Below are 19,609 nucleotides of genomic sequence, written 5' to 3'. Positions count from 1 at the left end.
GTCACCGTTTGTTCACGCCATAGCTTCCGCTTCGCCCAATCAAGTTCAGGACTGACACATAGACTATAGTGTACTTTCGAAGAGGGGAGTGTGTCACTCATGAGCGAAATCAAAGGTACGGACTATGGTTGCTGTGGCTACGGAGACTGGACGTCGACAGGAGCAATTCTCGTCCTGTTCATCCTGCTGGTCATCATTTGTCGCACCTTCATCTGTTAGGGATCACACATTTCGTCAGGGGTATGATCGCAGGCCCCATACATCAGCCTTTCCGTTGAGGCGCCGGTTCGCTGCCGGCTCTCAGGGAACGGTTTTTTTGTTGTTTCGCGAAAAATGGATCAAATCAATGGAAGGTTTCCTGCCCCCGGCTTTTACACGTTTGACGGAAGCAGGACAAATACAAGAGTCGTTCAGCCCGGCTGCATCGATTCATACCACAATGGCCGTTTGGCCGGGGTGGTATAAGGTTTTCCAAGCAATGTATAGACCGAGGATGGCCGCGAGCAGGGAGAGAATGGCGGCAACGACAGCGAGTTTATCCAGCGTATGGTCGGCTTCGGCCATTGTATTTGGCATGGTTGTCGTTGGAGCGGAATAGCTTTTGGTGCGTACGGTAGGTCTGGAGAGCCTGGACGCCGACTTTGACGGGGAGGCATGCGGGCGGGAAGGTGAGCTCCGATTTTTTGGGCTGGAGTACTTCAAAAGTCAACCTCCTTATGGCGGAGTGTACTGCTTTTCTATGGTTTATACCATGTTATGTGGATTTGCAGATTGAGTTCGCAAAAATGAGTGTTTCCCCAAGCCCGCTGAATGACTTCATTATACGTTCTGTTAATACCCGTGTGACAAATCGTCAGTATAGTAGCAATGGGGTGGCAAGGAATGAAAATTTCGAAGGAGCGATTGCGAAATGGTCGAGATTATTGCGCATAGGGGAGCATCTGCTGTATGTCCCGAAAATACGATGGTGGCGTTTGACCGGGCACTGCAACTTGGAGCGACAGGCATCGAGACAGATGTTCAGATGTCAAGCGACGGCAGGCTGGTGCTCATTCATGATGAGACGTTAAATCGGACGGCCGGGGCAGAGGGCTGGGTGAAGGACGCTGCATATGAGCATTTGCGTTCGCTTGATGCGGGCTCCTGGTTTGATGAGCAGTTTGCAGGGGAGCGGATTCCTTCGATTGAAGAGTTGCTCGACCTGATTCGGGGAAAAAATACGTTGCTCAACCTGGAGCTGAAAAACGGTATTGTCGGTTACCGGGGCATGGAGGAAAAGGTTGTGCATGCCGTCAGGGAATGGGGATTGGAAGAACAGGTCATTATCTCCAGTTTCAATCATGCTTCCTTGGTCAAATGCAAGCGTCTTGCGCCGGAGATTCGTACGGCCTTGCTTTACATGGAAAAATTGTACCGTCCGTACGATTACGCGGCCAAGCTGGAAGCTTCGGCCCTCCATCCGTACAAATGGGCCGTAACGCGGGAAGAGGTGGCTGCGGCTCTGGCGCACGGAATTACGGTTCATCCATTCACCGTAAATGACCCGGCCGAAATCCGGGCCATGATGGATATGGGTGTACAGGCCATCATTACGGATGTGCCGGACGTCATGGCTGCGCTGATGGGAACATATGCGCCTACACAATAATTTGGAAACTATGATGCATAAGAGAAGCACGGAACTGGAATTGTTCCGTGCTTTTACATGTGTTTGCTCATGGTTTGGAAACAATAAGCCGGAAGCGGCTTCTTTTTTTTGTACGCAATACTCATTTATACATCAAACTTGTCCGATTTATCCATTGCCAGAGTGGCATCGTTGACATACAATGATGTATGGGAATGAGAATCAATATCAATATCATTAAAAGTTCGGCATATGTAGAGAGGTGATTGTTATGTACATAAGGTCTGCAAGCTTCGCTCATAACAAGGGTGGACGAGCATGAGTACAAAAGCTTCAGTCGAAAGTCGCGGCACAAAGGATTCACCGACGGCAAAAATACACACTCGCCCGTGGACGGCCACGCTTATACTGACAGGGGGCATCCTGCTGCTTGTATTCGGCATGGCGTTATCCATTTCGTTCGGTGCAGCCGATATCAAACTCGGCATGGTGTGGCAGGCCATCTTTCATTTCAATCCCGACCTGACACCGCATCAGATCATATGGGAAATTCGATTTCCACGCATTCTCGGGGGTGCCATGGTTGGAGCCTGCTTCGCCGTAGCCGGCGCCATCATGCAGGGCATGACCCGCAACCCGCTCGCGGATTCGGGCTTGCTCGGCCTGAACGCCGGCGCAGGTTTCGCGCTGGCGATTTGTTTTGCTTTTTTTCCGGGACTGTCTTACATGTACATCATCATGTATTCGTTCATTGGTGCGGGGTTGGGCGTTCTGCTGGTGTATGGTTTCGGTGCTGCTTCAAAATCAGGACTTACGCCGATTCGCCTCGTTCTGGCAGGGGCGGCGGTAGCCGCCATGCTGTCCGCGCTGAGCGAAGGCATTGCGTTGTATTTCAAAATCGGGCAAGACTTGGCCTTCTGGACAGCGGGCGGCGTGGCCGGAACAAAGTGGTCCCATTTGCAGGTCATGCTGCCTTGGGTAGTGGCTGCCCTTATTGGTTCATTCCTCATTTCCCGGTCCATTACGCTGCTTAGCCTGGGGGAAGACATCGCGGTCGGACTTGGTCAGCGTACCGGTTTGGTCAAATTGATCGGCTTGATCATCGTGCTCATTCTCGCTGGCACAGCCGTATCCGTCGTGGGTGCCGTCGGTTTCGTAGGCTTGATCATTCCGCATCTCACGCGAAAGCTGGTCGGGGTCGATTATCGCTGGATTATCCCTTGTTCGGCCGTGTTGGGCAGCTTGCTGCTTGTGTTCGCCGATCTGGCTGCCCGCATGATCAACCCGCCTCACGAGACACCGATCGGTGCGCTTATTGCCTTGATCGGAGTTCCGTTCTTCCTGTATCTGGCACGCAATGAAAGGAGGTCTCTGTAAATGATGACTTCCTCAACCAGGGTAGGTGCAGAGCGCAGAAAGAAAACCAAGAATACGATCGTCATCATTGTGCTTGCTGCTTTGATTGTTGCTTCGTTCATAATCAGCATGAACACAGGGCATATCCGGTTAACGCCGTTTGAAGTGCTGCAAACCTTGTTCGGCGGCGGTACGGATAAACAAGAATTGATTTTGTTCGAATTCCGCTTGCCGCGAATCGTCATTGCTGTGCTGGTGGGTGCCGGGCTTGCGTTGTCCGGTGCCATTTTGCAGGGGGTGTCCCGCAATGCGCTGGCAGACCCGGGGATTCTTGGCATTAACGCCGGGGCCGGCCTGGTCGTCATGTTATTTGTTTCCTTTTTCCCGACAACGACGGCTGCTCCTATTTTCCTGCTGCCGGTTCTTGCCTTAATCGGCTCCGCTTTCTCTGCATTCCTGATTTACGTGCTTTCCTACAAAAAAGGAGAGGGCATCGTGCCGACCCGCATGCTGTTGACCGGGATTGGTGTTGCTGCAGGGATCAGCGCGGCAATGATCGTGCTTACACTTCGTTTGAGCCCGGAGAAATACCAATTTGTGGCTACATGGATGGCCGGCAGCATTTGGGGCTCCAACTGGAAGTTCGTCACGGCGCTGCTGCCGTTTATTCTCATTCTTGTGCCTGTCGTACTGTATAAGGCGCGGGTGTTGAATGTCCTGAATCTTGGCGATCAGACCGCGACCGGTTTGGGCGCACCCGTCGAACGAGAACGGCTGGTTCTGCTTGCTGCCGCAGTCGGTCTTGCCGGTTCGTGCGTATCCGTCAGCGGCGGGATCGGCTTCGTCGGTTTGATCGGACCGCATCTGGCTCGTCGTCTCGTCGGTCCCAAACACCAGTTTTTGCTGCCTGCCTCGGCACTGATCGGCTCATTGCTCGTCTTGGTGGCTGACACGCTGGGACGCGTCATGCTGGAGACGTCCGAAATTCCGGCGGGTATCCTGGTGGCTATTCTGGGTGCGCCGTATTTCCTGTATCTGCTCAGCAGAACGAGATAGGAGCGTCTACTGACGCGCATTTCAAGAAAACAAACTGCACATAGCAGAAGCTTTTCTTACAATGATCAGGAAGATCACGCTCTGAAAGTGCACTCTTTCCGAACGGATAAAAAATTCATCCATTGCCCTTGCGATGTGGTAGCGATAAGGAGGACCTTCGTCCATGCTACGCCGTTTCTTTGCCTATTACAGGCCCTATAAAAAGCTGTTTATACTGGATTTTACCTGCGCCATTCTCGTTGCTGCCCTTGAGCTGGCGTTTCCGCTAGCCGTGAACAAAGTGGTCGACGAGCTGCTGCCCGGCGGGCGCTGGGACTGGATTCTTTGGGCATGCTTAGGCTTGCTGGCCGTCTATCTGCTGAGCGCCTTCATGAACTATGTGGTGACGTATTGGGGGCACAAGCTCGGCATCAACATCGAGACCGACATGCGCAAAGCGTTGTTCAACCATGTACAAAAGCTGTCCTTCCGGTTTTTCGACAATACCAAAACAGGTCACCTCGTATCCCGCATGACCAACGATTTGATGGATATCGGAGAGATCGCCCATCACGGTCCTGAGGACGTATTCATCGCGATCATGACTCTGGTAGGAGCGTTCGGCATCATGTTCAGCATCAATGCGAAGCTTGCCGTGCTGACGTTTATCATCATTCCGCTCATCATTTATTTATCCATGTATTTCGGAAGCAAAATGTCGAAGGCGTTTCGCCGGATGTTCGGGGACATTGCGGATTTCAATGCGCGTGTAGAGAACAACGTTACGGGAATTCGCGTCGTTCAAGCGTTTGCCAACGAAGAGCATGAAATGGCGCAATTCGCCGTGAATAACGGCCGCTTCCGCCAAACGAAACTGCTCGCTTACAAAATCATGGCCTGGAACTCCTCCATCAGCTATGTGTTGATGAAGCTGGTATCGCTGTTCGTGCTTGTATGCGGTACATGGTTTGTATTGAACGACAGCATGAGTTATGGCGAATTCATCGCGTTTATCATGTTGTCCAACGTGTTCCTGACACCGATCCAGAAGATCAACTCCGTCATTGAGACGTACCCGAAAGGAATCGCTGGGTTCCGGCGTTACATGGAGCTGCTGGACACGGAGCCTGACGTTCAGGACCAACCGGGCGCGTCCAGCGTGCCGCATTTACAAGGAGATATCCGTTATGAAAATGTCACCTTCGGTTATTCCGATCAGGAGCCTGTGTTGAAAGGCATCGATCTCCGCATTCAAGCCGGAGAGACGGTAGCCCTCGTCGGCCCTTCGGGAGCAGGCAAAACCACGATGTGCAGTCTGCTGCCGCGTTTCTACGACGTGTTAGGCGGCCGTATTACGATCGATGGACACGATATCCGGCAAATGAAGCTCGAATCGTTGCGCAGCCATATCGGGATCGTGCAGCAGGATGTGTTCCTCTTTGACGGCACGATCCGTGAAAACATAGCCTACGGCAAACTGGACGCCACGGAGGAAGAAATTTGGGATGCGGCACGCCGTGCCCAAATGGAAGCATTGATCAGCTCCATGCCCGAAGGGCTGGATACATTGATTGGCGAACGCGGCGTGAAGCTGTCAGGGGGACAGAAGCAGCGACTGTCGATTGCCCGGATGTTCCTGAAAAATCCGCCGATCCTCATTCTGGATGAAGCGACATCCGCGCTCGATACCGAGACGGAAGCCGCCATTCAGCAGTCGCTTTCCGAGCTGTCCGAGGGACGCACCACGCTGGTCATTGCCCATAGGCTTGCTACGATCAAAAATGCGGACCGCATTATCGTCGTTGCCGAACAAGGCATTACCGAGCAGGGCCGTCACGATGAACTGCTTGCCGCAGGAGGCGTATACAGCCGCTTGCATTATGCGCAATTTGGCGCGTAAGCCCTTTGCTCTAGAGTCGTCCTGTGTTTCATCCTATGTTTTCAAACCAATACACCACAAAACGCCTTCAGCCGGTTCGGGAAGAACCGTGAAGGCGTTCTTAGCGTTTAGGCCATGTTGGGGGAGGCCGGCCCATACTTCCCGCGAAAGCGGATGTTTTATGAGTCTGGGCATGACAACGGCAGGCCCTCCCCGGTGATTGGATCATCGAAAATCCATTCACCGCACCCGTTTGTTTTGGATTGCAGGCATGCCGTTTCGAATGATTTCGGGAAAATCATGATCTACCCGTGGATATTCCCGGCGATTTTCAACCGGCGTGCGATTTCTTTGAAATCTTCCTCGGAGATGCCTGGCGCGAATTCCTCTTCGGCTGCGGGATATTCCTTGATGGGCACACCTTCGGGTGCGCCTTGAATGACCTCCAACGGCTGATCGTCCTCGGGATGCGTACCCTTCCAAATCTGTCCAAGGGTATTGAAATCCTGTTCGCTCCATGTGTACAGCTTGCGATGGACGCCTTTGTCCTCGAATTTTCGGGCTTCGGTGAAAGCTTTGTTGTTTAAGGAAGGGATCGGCACCAGTTTGGTCACGTTGACTCCTGTTGCCACTTCCAAAGCTTTGGCATATGCCACGACATGAACGCCGCCGCGGACCAGCAGGTAGCCGACCACTTCCCGTGCCGCGGGATGGTCGGTCATTTCATAAACTTTCATTTTGTGGGTTCGCGCCCCGCATTCGAGAAAAAAGTTGTGCAGCAGGTCTTCCACCAGATTGCCGCTGTTGAATACGTTTGCTCCGGTCCACGGATGGCCCATTGAATCTACGGGCATGGCTCCTTGTGCGCCGGCGAGGTAATGATAGGAAAGCCTTGCGTCTTTAACCGGGTCCAACGGCGTTTGATCCGGGGTTTTGTGTTCGGTGGAGCCGCGCAGGATTTTGTTGATGCCATGCGAGACCAGTTCAACATGGCCAAGCTCCTCGGCCGTAATGCTCATCACCAAATCATAAAAGGGTTTGAGTTTGTCTTTTGCGCGGAAATTAAAAGATTGGTAAAGGTAATTGTTCAAGGTGGACATTTCGCCGAACTTACCTCCCAGCAGCTCTTGCACGGCTGCTGCGGCGTTCGGGTCGGGCTTGTGGACGTCAGGAATTTCAATGGCGATTTCATCCATACGTTTGAACATACCGAGATAGCCTCCTCATCATCATTTTGCGAAATGAAGGATCGTTCCGACAAGGGCTATTACACTTGAAATGATGGGAATAAACCATTTATTGGAGGATTGAGTCGGGAGTCGCAGTCCTGAAGAACCTATGTTTGTTATTTCCAAGCCGGTTGAATTTTCGATACAATGAGATGAAATGCCTTATTGGCTTTAAAGGATTGAATGGATAGGGATGAGGGGGATTTCAGTGAGAAAACATAAATTATGGCGAGCTGCCATGATCCTTTGGACGGTACTTGTGATCCTTTTGGGGGCTGAGATTTCGAGCACAGAGGTGACGTTTGCGTTTGAACAAGGCGGTGTTGACCAGGAGACGGCAGATCGGCTTGCCGAAAAATACGGGCTGACCCAAGATACGGGAACATCCCCGTCCGCCATGTCGGTGGATTGGGGAATAAGTTTTGGAGACGAGCTTGTTTCATTGGGTGGAGCAGTAAGTATGGTCAGGGCATTCACGCATCCGATGGTGTTCTTGGTTCGTATGTGGCTATGAATTAAACAGCTTGGGCACGCTAATAGAAATGCGGTTATGGAGGGAAAATAATGAGGACACTCTTTATTACTCTTATTGCAGTATTGCTTGGCGCGACTAGCGGTGGGACAGGATCGGCTTCTCCGATTCCCGATTATGCGAAATGGGGATTGATTGCAGTCAAAGAGACGCAGGCCAAATATGATGTCGACATTTTGGATTACAAACATATCGGCCGTTCGCCGCTTGCGGGCGGTTTGTCCCAGGAACAGTTCAAGCTGTGGGTGAAAGACAAAAACGGAAAGGAATTTGCCGTAAATGTACGCGTCAATTTCAATCCGGATACGCAAATGTTGAAAAACGTGGAGTTTACGGTTGAAAATCAATAGTGTGAAACAGGCGGGATGGAAGCCGGTTACCCTAAGACGGGGGTTCCGGCTTTTTTATATGGCGTGAGCATCCTTTTTTTGGAGGTTGAATAAAGAACCTATGTTCGCATATAATAAAAGCAAACAAATGTTCTTATTGGAGGGAATGGCATGATTGACAAATATGTCGGTCAGATGATCGAACTCGTTTACATGGATCGGGCAGGACGCATCACGCAGCGCGAGATCCGGATCAATAGCGTCAAGAGCGGGAAAATCCGAGCATCTTCCGGGGCCGACGGTTCGCCGCGGACGTTTCTGGAGCAAGGCATATTGGCATGGCGTCCTATTTCCGGTAAGGACAAGGAGGCGGGAGTATGCTGAATGATTTTGAACGAAAAATATTGCGTATTATCGTGAATTACGCTGGACAGCGGCGCCGTATGCCAAGGATGGATGAACTGGAGAACAAAACGGGCAGAAGCAAGGCGTTGATTCGCGAGTCCTTGCTGGAGCTTGAACGCAGGCAGCATATTTTGTGGGAGGATAAATCCTCGTTGGAGGGCATTCGCATATTGCAAGCATGGGAGCAGCCGCCGCAGCCTGTACGTAAGAGCGAGCCTGCCGGCGACCTTGCGGTCAAGTATTTTATGGAATACTGAACGTCCTATCCATAAGAAAACAAGCACCGATCCAATATCCAAGAGGATGGAAGGGTGCTTGCCAGTGGAATGCATGACTGCATCCGGGCTTTAGAATGGGGGAAGTTGATCCAGGTTGTTGGTTGGATCGCCATCGGCGTCGCCGCGGATGTACATTTCTCCATCCCTGCCTTTAAAGACGTTCACGCCCGCAATGGCACCGGACTTCACCTCAGCCAATGCTTGTTGATAATCCAGCACGCGCCCGGTGGAAGTCTGGAAAGCGGTCAGGTCGCCATCGCCGTTTTTCTGCACGGCCACGAACGTTTCACGATTCGTTGCATCCATCTGTACACTCTCCTTGTCTGCTGCGAATGGAATACTTCCTTAGGTAGGTTGGCCCCATTGCATGAATAATATGCGTAAAGAGAGCGATTGGCGATCTGCTTGCATGGGGAGCAATGGTGCACCTCTGGCGGGAGCAAGCAAGTTGTTACAGGCTTTTTCTCATCCGCACGTGCAAAATGCCTGCATCGTAAAAAGGCTCCGCGGAGATTACTTCATATCCCAGTTTTTCGTAAAAAGCTTGTGCTTGGCACTGGGCATCCAGCACGGAATAAGCAAGGCCCAGCTCACGCGCCCGCTCTTCCATGGCCAGCAGAAGCACACGGCCGTAGCCGAACGAGCGATGGGATTTAAGCACGGCGATGCGCTGCATTTTGGCCGTATCGTCAGCATAATAGACCAAACGGCCCGTCGCAACGGCTTGTCCGTCCACATGAAGCAATGCGTGATGCACGTCGGCGCTAATGACGTCATAATCGTCGATCTCGATTTCAGCCGGGACCTGTTGTTCTACCACAAATACATCATGGCGAATGTCCAACGCTTGTTGAAGTTGTTCCTCTGTCTGTGCATAGCTAATCTCCGCTGCCAATTCCATTCCTTCTTTCTTTCAATTCTGGCATAACATATCCGACTGAAATTATACAAAAAACGGCGGATGCTGTATAGTTGAGGGAATATATGGGAAAGTGGTGAGGGCGGGGTATGGCGGGAGTTGTGGTCATTGCCATTTTGATGTCGCTTGGAATGATGGTTCTTATGTACTTTGTTACCAAGAAGGCCTATTCTCGAAAATGGGATGAGGAGGAGTGAAGCCTTCCGAATCGTTCATGATTATTGCCTGTTCAAGGCAGAGATTCGACATGTCCTTGCGGGGAGTAAACGTCATGCTGAACGGATTTGGAATAAACGTCCCGCCACACAGGTAGATCGTTCGTTTCGTTGGGCTGCATCAGCTGCTGGATTTGCACCGTGCGTTCATCCTTCTCCAGACTGCAGCCCGTAATAACAATGCACATCAGCAGGGAGATTGAACCGAAGCACAAACGGGCAATGATCGGATGGGAAGTGGTTTTGGATTCCGGCATATTATTCAAAGGTTGGACCTCCATTACTTAATTGGTAATCTTACCATAGTGTGCTCAAAATCAGCGAAAATATAACGTTAAAAAAAAGGATTGACAGTGTACGCGTTTACTTGGTATGATACTGATACTTGATCGATACAACATTTAATATTTGATCTGATCTGTTAGCTCAGCTGGGAGAGCACTATCTTGACAGGGTAGGGGTCAGTGGTTCGAGCCCACTACAGATCATACACAAGAAGCCTTGCGCAGCAAGGCTTCTTTTCTTTTGCCGATCCAGATAATAAGCTATGAATAAATGAAGTTGGGGGACGAATCAACAAGTTCGAACGAAAGCTCCGAAACCCCATGTCGACGTTTTCCTCCGCTTGGCTGACTTTTTGATGATTGAAATATACCCTATATGGGTATATTATGAAAAGTGATTCCAACTCTATTCATTAAAGGAGATTACTCATGAAAAAGACGGCCAGCATCGGACTTGCTATATTGCTTCTCAGCACGATTGTGTTCAGCGGATGCGGAAAAAACGAACCGCAGCCAGTTAGCAGTTCGAACCATGAAGGAAACATGGAGGAGATGCATCATTCCGGCTCGGGCGAGCTGCCCGCGAATCTGAAGGAGAAAAGCCATCCGACCTTTCCGATCGGGAGCAAGGCAACGATGAATGCAGATCACATGCCCGGTATGAAGGGGGCTAAAGCTACGATTGTCGGTGCATATGAAACCACTGCTTACGCTGTTACGTATAAACCGACAACGGGTGGCCATCCCGTAGAAAACCATAAATGGGTTATACACGAAGAAATAAAGGACTCTGCCGATCAGCCGTATAAGCCTGGCGACGAGGTCATTCTCCAAGCCGACCATATGCCAGGAATGAAGGGGGCCGCAGCGACGGTCGAGACCGCCGAACCAACGACCGTTTATATGGTTGATTACAAGTCGACAACAGATGGAGAGATGGTTCGCAACCATAAATGGGTGACCGAACAAGAGCTGGCTGTTGATTGAGTTTCGAATTATTCCAAATTTGAAGTGATCTGGTGTTTAGTAGAGATTCAAAAACGACTTAGTAAACAGGAGGAGAATGGATATGATGGACTTCAGTAAGCCACCCCATGGCTCCGAAAGTTACACGCACCAGCAGCGTCACGAGGAGAATGAGCAAAAGTTGCTAGCCGGAGGCACCAGCATTTGGACAGAAATCAGTAACTGGCTGATTGTTGCCGGGATTTTTGTGGGCATTTTCCTGTTGTTTATATATGTGTTCTAAGCACTAAACAACTAAACTGCATTTGCTGCGAAGCCTCTGGACAGAGGCTTTTTTTGCGCCTGAACGTCGAACCATGGTTCAATCCTCATACTAAGCGTTGTGATCGACTCGTATACCGACGCCCTGCTCGCCATCACATTTGATGCATGCACACCTCTAGGCGAATTTCCATATAATGCTGTACTTCAACAAGCAATATGGGAAGCGGGGGAATCGGAATGGCAAAAGCAAAAGGCAAAAAGGCTTCGGCAGCAAAGAGTGACAAGGTTCGCGTATCGATGAAGTTGGTCACTTCGGATGTATGCGAACGATGTAAAACCCCTTGTGCCCGAGGGACGGAGTATGCTGCCAGAATGAGACTGGGTGGAGCGGTTGGCAAAGGCGTGCCCTGCATCCTGACTCGTCATATCTCCTCATAACGCTTATTTATCTACGCGCAGCATACGTTCAATATGCGCCGAATGGATGTGAAACGATGATATGGATCAGTCGGGAAATTTCCGGTTGATCCTTTTTGTATGCGTTTTAGCCTATGGGCTCGCGATCAGCTCGGGTTCAGCATGGATATTCCCGTTCCAACTGAATCGAAATTGTGTCCTATGCTTGGATCAGAGCGCTGTCTTTGCCATTTTCGTGCAACTTCGAGATCATTGATGATTGATGGTGACAAAAAATAAAATTTGTCATTCGTCATTCGCTGTGGTATTCTATCTGCAACGGAGGTGAGCGAAGAAGGCTGGGGCCATCTTGCAAACAAATGACCAAACAGAAAGCAACTGAATTTTTGACCAAAGAGCAGATTATGGAGGCTACGCAGGATACGGTAAGGCGCTACGGAGCGGCCAAATCCTCAGTGACGGATGTCGCCAAACGTCTTGGCGTAAGCCACGGTACCATATACAGGCATTACGCGAGCAAACAAGAACTGTTTGAGGCCGTCACCGAGAAATGGCTTGAAGAGGAGATCATTGCCCGGTTGGATGAGATCGTTAACGACCGGGAGCTTTCGGGCCAAGGTATCCGTCACGTTCATGCCTATATTCAAACCTTGGTGCAGCGGAAGCGTCATTATGCCGAGACGGATGCCGAGTTGTTTGATTTGTACGCCAAAGTTACGGAACAATCGGCTGACATTATCCAAGCCCATGTGCGGAACATGATCGCGCAGATCCGGGAAATTCTTGAAAAGAACCACCTTTTTGACGCTGCCGATTCGGGGAATATCGCGGCCGCCGTGTTGCAATCCACTGCCCGTTTTCATCACCCGGCACATGCCTACGAATGGAAACAGGCTGCCATCGAAGCGGAATTCGGCCAGGTATGGAACTTGGTAGAGAAAGGGCTTATCCAATTACAAGCGGAGAGGAAGTAGACTTATGAACCATTTAAGCGGCAAAGTAGCGATCGTAACAGGCTCATCACGCGGCATCGGACGCGCCATTGCGGAGAAACTGGCAGACCAGGGCGCGGACATCGTAATCAACTATACAAGCAATGTTGTCCAGGCTGAGGCGGCGGCACAGGCCATTCGGCAAAAAGGCGTACGCGCAGCCGTTGTCCAAGCTAACCTTGCACGCAAGGAGGAGGTTGAACGGCTGTTTGAAGAGGCGATTGCCCAGTTAGGCAAAGTGGACATTCTGGTTAACAATGCAGGCATCATGAAAACAACGCCGCTTGCCGATGTCACGGAGCAGGAGTTTGACCAACAGTTTGCGATCAATGTGAAGGGGACGTTTTTTGCATGCCAGCAGGCGATGAAACATATGACGGAAGGCGGAAGCATCGTCAATTTCTCCACCTCGGTAGTGGGGCAAATGTTTCCGGCTTACAGCGTGTATGCTGGCACGAAAGGAGCCGTGGAGCAATTCACGCGCCAATTGGCGAAGGAATTCGGGTCCAGGCAAATCACGATTAACGCGGTGGCGCCGGGTCCGGTCCTTACTGAATTGTTTACTGAGGGAAAAACGGAGCAGCAGATAGAAGGCATGCGCAAATTGAATGCGTTTGGGCGGCTGGGGGAACCGGAAGACATTGCCGACGTCGTTTCTTTCCTAGTCGGGCCTGAATCCCGGTGGGTTACCGGGCAAACGCTCCGTGCCAATGGCGGCTTCATTTGAGCATGGGCATGTGAATTTGCTTCGGCTGAGAAGGGGTTGGCAACAACGAGATCATGGAGGTTTCCTGACACACAGGAAATCTCTTTTTTTCAATCCATGGAGTGGAAAAAATGTTGGATAAAAAATGAAAAATAATGAAAAACGGCGCAACTTTGTGAGCGAATCTGCAGTATAAATGTACAACAGCAGCAGCAGGGGAGGGAAATTGGCGCATGAAGTGGAAGAGGGTCTTGCTCTGTGTCAGCATATTTTCCTTGCTTGGCGGATCTCTACTGTTTGCAGATTCCGTGAACGAGAAGATTCGGGTACTCATCAATGGCAAGGAAGCGGCTGACGGCGGTTATTTGATTGATGGAACCACCTATGTTCCTGTGAGGGAAGCGGGCGGCATCGCCAAATGGGACAACAGTAGCAAGCGGGTGACGGTGATTAAGCCCAATGTACATATTTTTCTGTTCAAAGGAGACACTGTATTTGGCAACGTGAACGTGGGCAAGCTGAAGTTCAACGTGTTCTCACAAGTCGACAGTCTGACGACCGACGTGGCTGCCGTGAAGTTGACGATTACGAACCCGAGCGGGCAGGTGAAGGATATTCAGTCCCAGGAGCTGACAACCCAGAAAGATAACTTCTGGTTCCGCACGTATGATTTCACGTATGATTTCAGCCGCGCAGGCAAATATTCAATCGGTTTTCATATTAAGGAAAATGCAAACAGCAATTACGTGCAGGTCGCCGAGAAAGTCATTACCGCACTAAACGAATAAACCCGAATCACGCCCGCGGTCGAAATTGACCTGGCACTATGAACATGTTACGATATGCAAGGTTACACAATTTCAATCGATGAAGCGAGGTATATCAATGAGCGATCACACACATGAACACGGCGATGCCTGCGGCTGCGGTCACGATCATGACCACGACCACGAGCATGAAGAAGTTCTTCTGACGCTGACAGACGAGAACGGAAACGACGTGGAGATGGTTTTGGTGGAGACGTTTGACGTGGAAGACCATGTTTATGCGCTCCTGCTGGAACGTAACAATCCTGAAGCTGACGGTATCATTTTCCGCATGGAAGAAGAAAACGAGGAAATGGTACTCTACAATATCGAAGACGAAGCAGAGTGGAGCCGTGTTGAAGCGGCTTATAACGAACTCGTTGCAGGACAGGAATAAGTCAGGCTCCAACGACGAACAGACAGGCCCCTTTTGCAAGGGGCCTTTTGTGTTGCGCAAAAGTGCGAGATGAAAAAGACCAGGCCTGATGGCCTGGTCTTGAGCAGTCTTGTCGTGAGAGAAGCATGAGAATCGATTAGAAAATCGCGTCGGCTTCCACGATCACCTTAACATTCGTAACGCTGCGGTCCTCAGGTCCTTTTACGGGCAGGCCCACTTCGACGTGATCGACAATGTAGTCGATATTTTCCTGCGTGATGACCTCGCCCGGCAACAGAATCGGAATGCCCGGAGGATACACATAAATAAATTCCGCTATAATGCGTCCCGCAGACTCCTTGAACGGAATAACTTCCGTGTCGCCGTAGAAGGCATCACGCGGAGTGAGCATCAATTGCGGGATGTCAGGTACTTTGACGACCAGTTCATGCGCCGGGTTGACCTGGTAATACGTACGGGACAGATCCTGCAGCGCGTTCAGCAAAATGTCGACCGATTCGTCCGTATCACCCGGAGTGATGAGACACAAAATATTGTACATGTCGCTAAGCTCGACTTCGATATTGTAATGCTCACGCAGCCAATTTTCGGTCTCATAACCGGTAATGCCCAGATGACGAACATGGATCGTAAGCTTGGTCGGGTCCATGTTGAAGGTTGCTTCCGTTCCAAGCAATTCTGTGCCGAAACAGTGCAATCCGTCGATGTCGTTGATGGCTCTTCTGGCGAATTCAGCCAGATCGATGGCTTTCTGTGCCATAGCGTGGCCATTCAGTGCCAGATTGCGTCTGGACGTGTCCAATGAAGCCAGCAAAATATATGATGTTGAGGTTGAAGTCAGCATACTGAGGATCGTCTGTACACGCTGCGGGTTCACGAACCCGTTTTTGGTGTTCAGGTTCAATACAGAGCTCTGTGTCATGGAACCGCCCAGCTTGTGAACGCTCGTTGCGGACATATCGGCTCCGGCAGCCATCGCAGAAAGCGGCAGGTCCTCGTGAAAATGAATCAGCACGCCATGCGCCTCGTCGACAAGCACAGGAACCTGGTAGCTGTGCGCCAGCTCCACGATCTCCTTCAGATCTGTACATACGCCGAAATACGTCGGATTAATGACAAGCAATGCCTTGGCGTCTGGATGACGCTCAAGCGCACGCCTGACCGAACGAACGGTTACTCCGTGGTCGATGCCCAGATTTGCGTCTTGTGCGGGAGAGACGAATACCGGTTTGGCTCCCGAGAAAATAATGGCTGACATGACCGATTTATGCACGTTACGGGGTACAATAATTTTATCGCCCGGTTCGCATACTGACAAAATCATGGTCATGATGGCACTGCTTGTGCCCTGTACGCTGAAATAGGTATAATCGGCTCCGAAGGCATCCGCGGCCAGCATCTGCGCTTCCTGAATGACGCCTGTAGGCTGATGGAGATCATCCAATGGAGCGATATTGATCAAATCGATGGACAGGGCATTATCGCCGATAAATTCACGAAACTCGGTATCCGTTCCCAATCCTTTTTTATGTCCCGGAATATGAAATTGCACCGGATTGAGTGCCGCGTGATTGGTTAAAGCGGTAAACAGCGGCGTACGGCGGTGATCCATCAGTGCTGTCACAACCTTTCTTCATTAAAATGGGTTCAGTTTCATGAGGAAACTTTATATCAAACAAAAATGAGTATAGCAAATGTGGGACCGAATGCAAGCAATCCTTATGACAAAATTTCAAATTACAAGGATTTGGGCGAATTTGTTCGCCTGAGGCGGGTCCATAAGCCAACGAATGAACGCTGAAAGGGGAAAAACATGCAACCACAACCAGCAACCAAACCGACCAACATTTTGCGCACGCCTTTTTTTATCGCCATGTGGCTGACCTTGTTTTTGGTCGAGGTCATTAAAGGGGCGCTGCTCGTCGCCGTCCTTCCCGTATACATGGGGAGCGTCCTTGGATTGTCCGCCGGGATTATCGGCGTAGCCTTTGCTTTGCAATATTTGGGAGATAATTTGTTTCGTGCCCCGTCAGGATGGGCTGCCGAGCGAATCGGTTTTCGCCTAACGATGGTGACGGCATTAGTGTGCACTCTCCTTGCGCTCATCATGATTATTTTTTTCAAAAGCTCATTCGGCTTGTCGATGGCCTGCCTGATTCTCGGCATCGGCACGTCTCCGTTATGGCCGTGCGCCATGACAGGAGTAACGGCAATGTCCGGCCCCCAGAACAAAAACGGGACTGCGATGGGCGCGCTGGAGATGGCTGCGCTTGGCGGCACGGGGCTCGGCCCTGTTGGCATGAATTGGTTGCTTGAGCGGACGCATCACGATTACCGCACCATTTTTCTCGTGCTGTTGGGCTGTGCCGTCTTGGTCATTCTTGTCGCCATGATCTTGCCAGGACATGTAGTCGTGGAGGGAGAGCATTCAGAGGCTGCGAACAAAGGGAGACAGAAAAACGTGCCGGCGAAACCTCATCTGTTCACACCGCTGTTTCGGCTCAAGAAAAGTGTGCAGCAAACATTGCAGAGGGTGCGTGACACTTTAAACGTAAATCCGCTCGTCTATCCGGCCTTGTTCATGCAATCCTTCGTCATTGGATTGCTCAGCCCGGTCATTACGCTGTATACGCGTACGGACTTGCATATTTCGCCGAATCTGTACAGCCTGCTGCTGGTGGCGGGCGGAGGGATTACGGTGCTGGCCCTGCTGCCCGTCGGCAAAATGGTGGACAGGTTCGGTACATCCCTGTTTCTGAACATGGGCTTTTTGCTCGCTGCAGCCAGTTTGCTGGCATTTGCCTCCATCACTTCGATTCCGGTTGTATTCGGCATCGTCATGCTGGTTGGCGTTAGCTATGCCATGATTTTGCCGGCCTGGAACACCTTTGTGGCGACGCTGATTCCCAAGGGAGAGCGAGGGGCCATCTGGGGTTTCTTTCTTACCCTTCAAGGGTCGGGCATGGTGGTAGGCCCCATCGTATCCGGCTTGCTCTGGGACCACGTCGGTCACCCGGCTCCGTTTATCGCCAGCGCGGTGGTGATGGCTTCATTGGCGGCGGTGCATTTTGTGCTTTCGCGGAAGCCGTATCGAACCGTGCCGGCCAAATAAGGCAGGGGACAAACTGGATAAATCAAAAAAGCTTCCGGCCAGGTAAAGGCTCGGAAGCTTTTTTGATTATAAGCCGGCATGTCCGACAGCCGGCTAAAATGACATTTTATACAAAGGCAGCAACGTTTTGAACGTTTGACGCACGGTTTCAAGCAGCTTTTCGCCGTCTGCCGCCAGCGGATCATCGCGCTCAATACGCAGGCCGCACATCACCTCGGCTTTTTTCACCGTCTTCAGCTTGGTGATGATTTTATCGTAATCCTCATCCTGCATATTTTGCTGAAGGGTACCTGTGGGCGACATATGGTCCATGGACCAATAGTAACCCTGCGGCATGAACCGGCGTACTTCCCGCAACTGGCGCTCCAGCCCTTCGGCAAATGCCGCTTTGTTCGGACTCTCGTAGATGATGGCGAAAATGACGAACAGATGCGTGCCAAACAAACCCACTTCAAAGTGTGGCAATGCTTTATATCCACGTTTGGAGGAAGCCCAGGCCACCCATGTATCTATAGGCGGATTGACGGTTCTGCGCGCGTGTTTGGCCACATGCACGAACATTTCCTCCCCGCACAATTCCGTCAGGTACGGCGCAAGCTCTGCTCCGATCGTTTCCAGCTTCGGCCGTACCCGCTCGATCAGCATTTCCATACGCGGTTCCAGTCCAGGTATCTGGAAAACATCAAAATCGTTATCGTTAAACCCCGAAAAAGTCATCTGATTACCTCCGTTTCGCGTCCATTATATCATGAAATCCGGGGGATTGCCCCGGCTCGTCCAATGGATCCACTCCATTCGGGCCGATTGGGCGAAAAATAGTCAACTAACCAAGTACCCTTACATAAAATGAAGTATAAAATAGGGTAAGCCAACTTGAAGAAGGGATGCGGAAACGGCCGGAACAAACCGATATAGATGGAGGGGAATGCCGTGAACAAAAGTTACGAAGTTGAATATTGCAATGTGGAGCTGCGGTTCAACCGTCGGCATATCCAGAACTTGATCAAAGACCTGATCCGAGAAGGGTATTCACTATATTGGAGCGAGGACGAATCCTTCATCATTCTCTCTGTCCGCACAGGGCGCAAGCTCGTGAAGCTCCGTTTTCAACATACGCGCAGCGGCAATTACAAAATGACGGGCGATTACATCATCAAGGACGCCAAGCTGGCCGAGTGGCTGGAGAAGCTGATTGGCGACACGCGCGGGCATGCCGTGGTGAAACGGTTCAAGGACCATCAAATGACCGTGGAAAACATTTTGTTTGGCGAAGTGATCCGGCTTGTCGAGGTGACCGGCTTCAAGCAGCGCGTCATTTTCCAAAAGGGACCCGCCCCGACGGCGGAGGATATGGAGGAAATGTTTCTCTCTCATGAAGGCGAAGAGCGGTTAATGCTGCTGCGTATGGAGGTTGACGATGAACTGGAGCGGCTGCACGCCGCCCTGCTGACAGGCAATGCAGACAAAGCGGCTGCTTGTCGGGAAACGCTGGAACGTCTTTCCAGACAATTGCTGATGATGGAAGGTTAAATATACAATTATTGGATGTATGAGAGTGGCGGGAGGTTTCGATTTATGACTATACGATGAACACCTCAACGGATTGAGGTGTTTTCGCCTTGTCGGCAAGGGGGACAGGGTTCACTTCCATGCATAAAACCGTTAAAATGAGAGTGTTGTCGGGAGACAACTCCAAACCCAAAAATACAGTGGACTAAAGGATGGAGGACCAGATGGCTAAACAACAGATCGGCGTAATCGGACTTGCAGTCATGGGAAAAAATTTGGCCCTTAACATTGAAAGCAGAGGCTTTACGGTGTCGGTATTCAACCGTTCCCCGGAGAAAACGCATGACCTCTT

25 protein-coding genes and 1 tRNA gene are annotated in these 19,609 nt (G+C 50.9%); 19 read left to right on the top strand and 7 right to left on the bottom strand.

Annotated features, from left to right (window positions below; all coding sequences use genetic code 11):
• Nucleotides 1-429: 429 nt before the first annotated feature.
• Complete coding sequence (locus RSX24_RS20865) at nt 430-702, bottom strand: hypothetical protein (protein WP_236416557.1); 273 nt, start codon at nt 700-702, stop codon at nt 430-432.
• 208 nt (nt 703-910) lie between these two features.
• On the opposite strand from RSX24_RS20865, the gene RSX24_RS20860 reads away from it, so the two are divergent.
• The 4 genes from RSX24_RS20860 (at nt 911) to RSX24_RS20845 (ending at nt 5,918) form a co-directional block, all read left to right on the top strand.
• The gene (locus RSX24_RS20860) at nt 911-1,648 is read left to right on the top strand and encodes a glycerophosphodiester phosphodiesterase (RefSeq protein ID WP_236416555.1); all 738 of its coding nucleotides are present in this window, start codon (nt 911-913) and stop codon (nt 1,646-1,648) included.
• A gap of 297 nt (nt 1,649-1,945) precedes the next feature.
• Nucleotides 1,946-3,004, top strand: coding sequence for a FecCD family ABC transporter permease (locus RSX24_RS20855; RefSeq protein WP_343261697.1), 1,059 nt, complete (start codon nt 1,946-1,948; stop codon nt 3,002-3,004).
• Between the two features lie 3 nt (nt 3,005-3,007).
• Nucleotides 3,008-4,039, top strand: a complete 1,032-nt coding sequence (locus RSX24_RS20850; RefSeq protein WP_236416735.1) for a FecCD family ABC transporter permease — start codon at nt 3,008-3,010, stop codon at nt 4,037-4,039.
• 163 nt (nt 4,040-4,202) lie between these two features.
• The gene (locus tag RSX24_RS20845) at nt 4,203-5,918 is read left to right on the top strand and encodes an ABC transporter ATP-binding protein (protein WP_236416552.1); all 1,716 of its coding nucleotides are present in this window, start codon (nt 4,203-4,205) and stop codon (nt 5,916-5,918) included.
• Nucleotides 5,919-6,202: 284 nt separating this feature from the next.
• Here the strand turns inward: RSX24_RS20845 and RSX24_RS20840 are convergent, their stop codons facing one another.
• Nucleotides 6,203-7,105, bottom strand: a complete 903-nt coding sequence (locus tag RSX24_RS20840) for a manganese catalase family protein (protein WP_339273674.1) — start codon at nt 7,103-7,105, stop codon at nt 6,203-6,205.
• Between the two features lie 229 nt (nt 7,106-7,334).
• On the opposite strand from RSX24_RS20840, the gene RSX24_RS20835 reads away from it, so the two are divergent.
• From RSX24_RS20835 to RSX24_RS20820, 4 genes are all read left to right on the top strand, one after another.
• On the top strand, nt 7,335-7,640 hold the full coding sequence (locus tag RSX24_RS20835) for a hypothetical protein (RefSeq protein ID WP_343261696.1): 306 nt from the start codon (nt 7,335-7,337) through the stop codon (nt 7,638-7,640).
• 50 nt (nt 7,641-7,690) lie between these two features.
• Nucleotides 7,691-8,008, top strand: a complete 318-nt coding sequence (locus RSX24_RS20830; RefSeq protein ID WP_339273670.1) for a DUF3889 domain-containing protein — start codon at nt 7,691-7,693, stop codon at nt 8,006-8,008.
• A 150-nt stretch (nt 8,009-8,158) separates the two neighbouring features.
• Nucleotides 8,159-8,371: a hypothetical protein gene (locus RSX24_RS20825; RefSeq protein WP_236416545.1), complete on the top strand. Its 213-nt coding sequence runs from the start codon at nt 8,159-8,161 to the stop codon at nt 8,369-8,371.
• The gene (locus RSX24_RS20820) at nt 8,365-8,649 is read left to right on the top strand and encodes a LexA family transcriptional regulator (protein WP_236416543.1); all 285 of its coding nucleotides are present in this window, start codon (nt 8,365-8,367) and stop codon (nt 8,647-8,649) included. The genes RSX24_RS20825 and RSX24_RS20820 overlap by 7 nt, the downstream gene beginning before the upstream one ends.
• Before the next feature lie 90 nt (nt 8,650-8,739).
• Here the strand turns inward: RSX24_RS20820 and RSX24_RS20815 are convergent, their stop codons facing one another.
• The 3 genes from RSX24_RS20815 to RSX24_RS20805 all read right to left on the bottom strand — a co-directional run bounded on the left by RSX24_RS20815 (nt 8,740) and on the right by RSX24_RS20805 (nt 10,070).
• The gene (locus tag RSX24_RS20815) at nt 8,740-8,976 is read right to left on the bottom strand and encodes a DUF3892 domain-containing protein (RefSeq protein ID WP_339273668.1); all 237 of its coding nucleotides are present in this window, start codon (nt 8,974-8,976) and stop codon (nt 8,740-8,742) included.
• A 145-nt stretch (nt 8,977-9,121) separates the two neighbouring features.
• The gene (locus RSX24_RS20810; RefSeq protein WP_339273666.1) at nt 9,122-9,565 is read right to left on the bottom strand and encodes a GNAT family N-acetyltransferase; all 444 of its coding nucleotides are present in this window, start codon (nt 9,563-9,565) and stop codon (nt 9,122-9,124) included.
• 253 nt (nt 9,566-9,818) lie between these two features.
• Nucleotides 9,819-10,070, bottom strand: coding sequence for a hypothetical protein (locus RSX24_RS20805; protein ID WP_343261695.1), 252 nt, complete (start codon nt 10,068-10,070; stop codon nt 9,819-9,821).
• Nucleotides 10,071-10,219: 149 nt separating this feature from the next.
• On the opposite strand from RSX24_RS20805, the gene RSX24_RS20800 reads away from it, so the two are divergent.
• From RSX24_RS20800 to RSX24_RS20765, 8 genes are all read left to right on the top strand, one after another.
• Nucleotides 10,220-10,292: transfer RNA gene (locus RSX24_RS20800), tRNA-Val, on the top strand.
• A gap of 225 nt (nt 10,293-10,517) precedes the next feature.
• The gene (locus RSX24_RS20795) at nt 10,518-11,075 is read left to right on the top strand and encodes a YdhK family protein (protein ID WP_343261694.1); all 558 of its coding nucleotides are present in this window, start codon (nt 10,518-10,520) and stop codon (nt 11,073-11,075) included.
• An 82-nt stretch (nt 11,076-11,157) separates the two neighbouring features.
• Entirely contained in the window at nt 11,158-11,337 is a 180-nt protein-coding gene (locus tag RSX24_RS20790; RefSeq protein ID WP_236416528.1) for a hypothetical protein, read from the top strand.
• 218 nt (nt 11,338-11,555) lie between these two features.
• Nucleotides 11,556-11,756, top strand: coding sequence for a hypothetical protein (locus RSX24_RS20785; protein WP_343261693.1), 201 nt, complete (start codon nt 11,556-11,558; stop codon nt 11,754-11,756).
• A gap of 338 nt (nt 11,757-12,094) precedes the next feature.
• Complete coding sequence (locus RSX24_RS20780) at nt 12,095-12,709, top strand: TetR/AcrR family transcriptional regulator (protein ID WP_343261692.1); 615 nt, start codon at nt 12,095-12,097, stop codon at nt 12,707-12,709.
• Between the two features lie 4 nt (nt 12,710-12,713).
• On the top strand, nt 12,714-13,454 hold the full coding sequence (locus RSX24_RS20775) for an SDR family oxidoreductase (protein ID WP_343261691.1): 741 nt from the start codon (nt 12,714-12,716) through the stop codon (nt 13,452-13,454).
• A 212-nt stretch (nt 13,455-13,666) separates the two neighbouring features.
• The gene (locus RSX24_RS20770) at nt 13,667-14,221 is read left to right on the top strand and encodes a stalk domain-containing protein (RefSeq protein WP_236416524.1); all 555 of its coding nucleotides are present in this window, start codon (nt 13,667-13,669) and stop codon (nt 14,219-14,221) included.
• A gap of 97 nt (nt 14,222-14,318) precedes the next feature.
• Nucleotides 14,319-14,636, top strand: a complete 318-nt coding sequence (locus RSX24_RS20765) for a DUF1292 domain-containing protein (protein WP_236416523.1) — start codon at nt 14,319-14,321, stop codon at nt 14,634-14,636.
• 136 nt (nt 14,637-14,772) lie between these two features.
• On the opposite strand, the gene RSX24_RS20760 is transcribed toward RSX24_RS20765, so the two are convergent.
• Nucleotides 14,773-16,248 (bottom strand): aminotransferase class I/II-fold pyridoxal phosphate-dependent enzyme, encoded by a 1,476-nt coding sequence (locus tag RSX24_RS20760; protein ID WP_236416734.1) that lies wholly within the window; start codon nt 16,246-16,248, stop codon nt 14,773-14,775.
• Between the two features lie 201 nt (nt 16,249-16,449).
• Here RSX24_RS20760 and RSX24_RS20755 point away from each other — a divergent pair, with 201 nt between their 5' ends.
• Nucleotides 16,450-17,748, top strand: coding sequence for an MFS transporter (locus RSX24_RS20755; RefSeq protein ID WP_343261690.1), 1,299 nt, complete (start codon nt 16,450-16,452; stop codon nt 17,746-17,748).
• 93 nt (nt 17,749-17,841) lie between these two features.
• Here the strand turns inward: RSX24_RS20755 and RSX24_RS20750 are convergent, their stop codons facing one another.
• On the bottom strand, nt 17,842-18,465 hold the full coding sequence (locus RSX24_RS20750; RefSeq protein ID WP_339273509.1) for a YktB family protein: 624 nt from the start codon (nt 18,463-18,465) through the stop codon (nt 17,842-17,844).
• Between the two features lie 213 nt (nt 18,466-18,678).
• Here RSX24_RS20750 and RSX24_RS20745 point away from each other — a divergent pair, with 213 nt between their 5' ends.
• Nucleotides 18,679-19,278, top strand: coding sequence for a YkzI domain-containing protein (locus RSX24_RS20745; protein ID WP_236416508.1), 600 nt, complete (start codon nt 18,679-18,681; stop codon nt 19,276-19,278).
• Nucleotides 19,279-19,481: 203 nt separating this feature from the next.
• Nucleotides 19,482-19,609, top strand: a 128-nt coding sequence (locus RSX24_RS20740) for an NAD(P)-binding domain-containing protein (RefSeq protein ID WP_343261784.1), incomplete at its 3' end; no start/stop codon positions are given.

Origin of the sequence: Paenibacillus hubeiensis, assembly GCF_032334105.1 — a bacterium.
Taxonomy (GTDB): domain Bacteria; phylum Bacillota; class Bacilli; order Paenibacillales; family Paenibacillaceae; genus Paenibacillus; species Paenibacillus hubeiensis.
The sequence above is the reverse complement of the archived record's forward strand: the minus strand, read 5'-3'. Positions and strand labels throughout refer to the sequence as shown.

Bases quoted from the DNA above. Each gene is read 5' to 3' on its own strand.
- RSX24_RS20860 (WP_236416555.1), top strand. From the start codon at position 911: ATGGTCGAGATTATTGCGCATAGGGGAGCATCTGCTGTATGTCCCGAA.
- RSX24_RS20855 (WP_343261697.1), top strand. From the start codon at position 1,946: ATGAGTACAAAAGCTTCAGTCGAAAGTCGCGGCACAAAGGATTCACCG.
- RSX24_RS20850 (WP_236416735.1), top strand. From the start codon at position 3,008: ATGACTTCCTCAACCAGGGTAGGTGCAGAGCGCAGAAAGAAAACCAAG.
- RSX24_RS20845 (WP_236416552.1), top strand. From the start codon at position 4,203: ATGCTACGCCGTTTCTTTGCCTATTACAGGCCCTATAAAAAGCTGTTT.
- RSX24_RS20840 (WP_339273674.1), bottom strand. From the start codon at position 7,105: ATGTTCAAACGTATGGATGAAATCGCCATTGAAATTCCTGACGTCCAC.
- RSX24_RS20830 (WP_339273670.1), top strand. From the start codon at position 7,691: ATGAGGACACTCTTTATTACTCTTATTGCAGTATTGCTTGGCGCGACT.
- RSX24_RS20825 (WP_236416545.1), top strand. From the start codon at position 8,159: ATGATTGACAAATATGTCGGTCAGATGATCGAACTCGTTTACATGGAT.
- RSX24_RS20820 (WP_236416543.1), top strand. From the start codon at position 8,365: ATGCTGAATGATTTTGAACGAAAAATATTGCGTATTATCGTGAATTAC.
- RSX24_RS20815 (WP_339273668.1), bottom strand. From the start codon at position 8,976: ATGGATGCAACGAATCGTGAAACGTTCGTGGCCGTGCAGAAAAACGGC.
- RSX24_RS20795 (WP_343261694.1), top strand. From the start codon at position 10,518: ATGAAAAAGACGGCCAGCATCGGACTTGCTATATTGCTTCTCAGCACG.
- RSX24_RS20790 (WP_236416528.1), top strand. From the start codon at position 11,158: ATGATGGACTTCAGTAAGCCACCCCATGGCTCCGAAAGTTACACGCAC.
- RSX24_RS20785 (WP_343261693.1), top strand. From the start codon at position 11,556: ATGGCAAAAGCAAAAGGCAAAAAGGCTTCGGCAGCAAAGAGTGACAAG.
- RSX24_RS20780 (WP_343261692.1), top strand. From the start codon at position 12,095: ATGACCAAACAGAAAGCAACTGAATTTTTGACCAAAGAGCAGATTATG.
- RSX24_RS20775 (WP_343261691.1), top strand. From the start codon at position 12,714: ATGAACCATTTAAGCGGCAAAGTAGCGATCGTAACAGGCTCATCACGC.
- RSX24_RS20770 (WP_236416524.1), top strand. From the start codon at position 13,667: ATGAAGTGGAAGAGGGTCTTGCTCTGTGTCAGCATATTTTCCTTGCTT.
- RSX24_RS20765 (WP_236416523.1), top strand. From the start codon at position 14,319: ATGAGCGATCACACACATGAACACGGCGATGCCTGCGGCTGCGGTCAC.
- RSX24_RS20760 (WP_236416734.1), bottom strand. From the start codon at position 16,248: ATGGATCACCGCCGTACGCCGCTGTTTACCGCTTTAACCAATCACGCG.
- RSX24_RS20755 (WP_343261690.1), top strand. From the start codon at position 16,450: ATGCAACCACAACCAGCAACCAAACCGACCAACATTTTGCGCACGCCT.
- RSX24_RS20750 (WP_339273509.1), bottom strand. From the start codon at position 18,465: ATGACTTTTTCGGGGTTTAACGATAACGATTTTGATGTTTTCCAGATA.